The organism is Okeania sp., assembly GCF_983059655.1.
The window spans coordinates 1-2,934 of record NZ_CEZPJD010000912.1 but is presented as its reverse complement, the minus strand read 5'-3'; the positions used below and the strand labels follow the sequence as shown (position 1 = coordinate 2,934).

The 2,934-nt window shown below is 38.5% G+C and carries 3 protein-coding genes; 2 read left to right on the top strand and 1 reads right to left on the bottom strand.

The genetic code is table 11. The features are described from left to right. Positions 1-283 precede the first annotated feature (283 nt). A complete protein-coding gene (locus tag AC3DU7_RS30095) occupies positions 284-982 on the bottom strand; it encodes a hypothetical protein (RefSeq protein WP_488042910.1) in 699 nt (232 codons plus the stop codon). Positions 983-1,104: 122 nt separating this feature from the next. On the opposite strand from AC3DU7_RS30095, the gene AC3DU7_RS30090 reads away from it, so the two are divergent. After that, positions 1,105-1,578, top strand: a complete 474-nt coding sequence (locus AC3DU7_RS30090; RefSeq protein ID WP_488042909.1) for a hypothetical protein — start codon at positions 1,105-1,107, stop codon at positions 1,576-1,578. Positions 1,579-1,580: 2 nt separating this feature from the next. Continuing rightward, positions 1,581-2,934 (top strand): hypothetical protein (locus AC3DU7_RS30085; RefSeq protein ID WP_488042908.1); only part of this gene is annotated, 1,354 nt, incomplete at its 3' end.

Below are 2,934 nucleotides of genomic sequence, written 5' to 3'. Positions count from 1 at the left end.
ACATAAACAATGTAGCTAATAAATCAAGAAATAGCGACAAAATATTGCTACAGCACATTAGCTCCCACTGCCATCAAATATCTCACATTGGCTCCTACCTGGAAGCAAGCATGGATTATCATCCTCCGACTAAGATGAACCTACCCGACGACATGATATGAGAAATATTGCTAATGAAAAAGTTGCCATCAGTATAGTATGTCCAAAATGTGGCAGCAGAAACATCTCTGAGGGGCATTGCAATTACTATTGTCAAAATTGCGGGCACTTGTGGACAAAACCATCAGTAGCCACCAATAGTGAAGGTTTGGGTTGCTTTATCGTAATCGGTGATAATACACCCCTCAGTAGAGTCAGAAGTAAGAGCGCCGAAATGTACTAAGCATTGAAAGTTACCAGGTGTAATTTCAAAACTTCCTCCCCTTGGCAGTAATTTAGTTATAAACCCATTGTTTTTGAGATAACCGATAAATAGCGGGATGTCTTCTTGTACGTTCCAGAATTGCCGATCAAACTTACTCATAATTAAGCTTTGAGCTGCTGCCAGAGCGTGATTTATATCTATTAGAAAAACTTGAATAGGTCTAGCTACGTCAGCCCTGAAATCTGTAAATTCCGGATTTACATTTACATTGAATGTATAAGTTTCTCCCGGTTGAAAGCTTTTAAATCTGGCGATTTTATACCCTGTGATTCCTTGATCGGAGTCTATGGTTTCTCTCAGTATATTTTCCCAACTACTACGAATTTCTTTAAAGATGGGTAGAGGCGTATGTTTACCTAGAATACTTCCCGTCCCTATCATTAGTTCTATGTTTAAAGGTATAGGCATTTCTGGGTCTCCTGCTGTATTGTTACTTTCACTACTCATTAATATATACATTTCTCTTAGCGACTCACTTGCTGAGAATAGTGAATCTTTCATTGATGATGTAATCTCAATTAATTCATCCCAATCACGGATGGGCAAACCTTTACTCATAGATGAAATTTCATAGTATTATTTATCTATGATATACCTAGAACTATACTATGAGGCTACTGTCACAATCAGGGACCAATAACTTTCGACTCTCTAATCCTGGCGTTCAAAACGGGGAATTATTGAATGTAGATGCGGTAGTTAAATCATTTACCTCTAACCTGAATTCTAATGGGTATATGATAGGAATAATATTTTCTATTTCTGACATAAGACTACAGGTTAAACTACTTAATACCTTGAGTGAAGGTGTTATTCCAGATATCAATTTTGAAGACTCTACGGCGACTAGATTATCTAATTCTATAGTTGCAAAAAACTCTAGTGCTAGAATCGGGTTAGAATTCCTCCTTAACAATAAAACTTTGGGCTTAATAGAGCTTAAAAATTATAACATTACTTATAGTTTGCCAGTACTAGGGAAATTTGCAAAAACAGGGAAGTTTTTAAATCCTGACGACATATTAAATGTCAAAATTGTTAACTTAGGGAGTGGGGGTTTGGCTTTAAATGACTATATAGATATAGCTATAGATTATATTTTTGAGATAGATGGATTTAAAGTTAACGATGATTTAACATTAAAATTTGAGTAGTAATGAGTATCGCTGCAAAAAGAAATAAAAAACGGCTAGAAAAATCAGAGAAAATAGCAGAAGAAGTTGAAGGTTTTACGGAAGATGCTTTGGAGAATGGTATAGAAGAAGCAATTAATAATAAAGCTGAAGAAATGGTAGATAAAGCGATTGAAAGGGCAGGAAAAAAGGTCCTCGGTGCCAAACATCCATCTCTGTATTTCTTGGTAGACTTTATTAAAGCTCAACGAGGATATGGACCAAAGGTATATGATGAAGATGCAGTTGCTGAATTAATGGAATCAAGGAGAGAATTAGGGGTAGAGAGTAAATATCCAGATATAGAGGAAGTAGAGGAATTGTTAAACAATAATTCTGACTTTTTGGAGGATGTTATTGATGAAGAAATGCAAGAGGTCGAGGAGATAATTGAACAGTTAGAGGGACGGGAGTCAGAGGAGATAGCGGATGATTTAGGGGAAGAAATTCCAGAATCAGATGAGGTAGAGACAGATAGTTACGAGGAGGATATAAAAGGAAAAGAAGACGAGGAAGAGTCAGAACCGAAAAAATGTTATTCTATCAGCTTGGGTTTTGGAGATTTTAAGGTAAGTTTTAACACTTGTGACAGAAAAAAAGAGGAAAACCCGGATAAACCTAATAGAGATTGGGATGGCAATTACGAAGAACCAGAGTTACCGGAAGATGACCCTGATGGAACTGGTTGGTGGTGTCCTATTAGGAGGCGTTCTTCACATTGGACGTGGGTCGCAGAACCAGGCAGGCCAGCTTCATTTGAAAGTGTTGATAGAGACTCACAATCATACATTGTAGGATACTGGAACGTTTCTGCGTATCCTTTTGGGATATGGCCGGGTTTCAAGGGGGAAATATACGGAAAGACTACAGGTTTATATGAAACAACAGTGTTCGACCCTGCAACCATGAACCCCGGTCAACAGTGGGAAACGATAAGAGTTCCTTGGGAATTGAATCAAGATTTCTATTCGACCGGACCTTTTCCCCCTTTTGTAGGGGGTGAATTTACTCCCTCTTATGGGTGGGAGTACAATAGTTCTATCTCTGACTATGACGCTCGCTACTTGGAAGCGACAGGAGAATTTATTGATTACGAAACTCCTCTTATATCTGGTACTAGAATAAACCCTGACTGCTATTTTGTCCGCCCTGGAGATACTCCTTCTCCCAGGAAAAACGACAATAAAAAACCACCGACGACTTACGAAGAGAAAAAAGATAAAATGAACGAACAATGTTGCAAGGCGACCCTCTCACTCTTGAGGAAGATGTCTCACGTCACAGGAACTGCCGAGGAACCGATATATCCCGTGCCACCCCCACCAGGTTTACCTGAAA

Excerpts from the sequence above, each read along its gene's own strand:
- AC3DU7_RS30095 (WP_488042910.1), bottom strand. The coding sequence starts at position 982 with ATGAGTAAAGGTTTGCCCATCCGTGATTGGGATGAATTAATTGAGATT.